Source organism: Alistipes sp. DJF_B185 (genome assembly GCF_964250025.1).
Classification (GTDB): domain Bacteria; phylum Bacteroidota; class Bacteroidia; order Bacteroidales; family Rikenellaceae; genus Alistipes; species Alistipes finegoldii.
In genome coordinates, this window is record NZ_CAXUDY010000072.1 from 1 (window position 1) to 1,027 (window position 1,027).

Consider the following 1,027-nt stretch of genomic DNA (forward strand, 5'->3'; position numbering starts at 1 on the left):
GATTGTGTCAGCAGGAAATGCGTGCGGAGCAGGTGCTCCAAGGCTCCGGACTCCACCAAATAATACTTGTTAGGCATCGGGTTATGAATTAAAGGTTCCTGATCCGGTTTTTAAGTTCTTTTCGCTGTCGGCACTCCGTGTCGATCCGCTCGACAAAACGGTTTATCTCGGCAGCGGAGAACATAAGACGGCGCCCGAAGTGGAACCCGGTGAGCTGACCGCTGACGCAGTAGCGGCGCAACTGACGATCGCTGATCTTCAGCAGGTCGCAGACCTCGCTCACTTCAAGGATCGGCGTACCGCAAAGCATATTCCGGTGCCGTTTCATATAGGCGATATCCTCGCGGATCTCACGGACGATTTCCAAAATCTCATCGAGTCGTTCCATTATCGGATTACAGTCGGTTATCGCCGCAAAGATGCAATGACCGAATGATGAGTTTATACAAGTATGTAAATACATAATATATTTATATACTTTATCGCAAAGTGTCTACACGGAGAATTTCGTTGCCAGTTTCTCCCGGAGCATGGTAACCTCACGGTCGATCATCGGCGGGGTGACTTTCGCATAGATTTGAGTGGTGGTGATATTTTTATGTCCCAGCATCTTCGAAAGCGTCTCCAGACTCACACCGTTCGACAGGCAGATCGTCGTGGCGTACGTGTGCCGGGCAAGGTGGAATGAGAGTTGTTTGTCAATGCCGCACTCCCGGGCGATGTTTTTCAGGCTGTCGTCGATCGAATCGAGTGTAGACATGGCAAAAACACGTCCGTCGCCGGTCAGACCCCGATACTTGTTCAGGATGAACAACGCATAAGGCAGCAACTTGACAACGTATTTGGTTTCGGTCTTCTGGCGGTTGCCGCTGATCCACCACTCGCCCTGCGCATCCTGCTCGATCCGGTCATAGGTCAGCGAGGCCATATCCGCATAGCAGATGCCCGTAAAGCAGGAGAACAGGAACATATCGCGGTTATAGTCCTGACGCTTATACCGCAGCTCGGTAGTCATCATACGCCGGAG

General features: G+C 51.5%; 2 protein-coding genes. Both read right to left on the minus strand.

The window, feature by feature from the left end; translation table 11 throughout:
* Positions 1-88 precede the first annotated feature (88 nt).
* Positions 89-388 (minus strand): helix-turn-helix domain-containing protein, encoded by a 300-nt coding sequence (locus ACESTR_RS16210; RefSeq protein WP_019151269.1) that lies wholly within the window; start codon positions 386-388, stop codon positions 89-91.
* A gap of 105 nt (positions 389-493) precedes the next feature.
* A partial coding sequence (locus tag ACESTR_RS16215; protein ID WP_373179451.1) for a site-specific integrase occupies positions 494-1,027 on the minus strand: 534 nt, incomplete at its 5' end.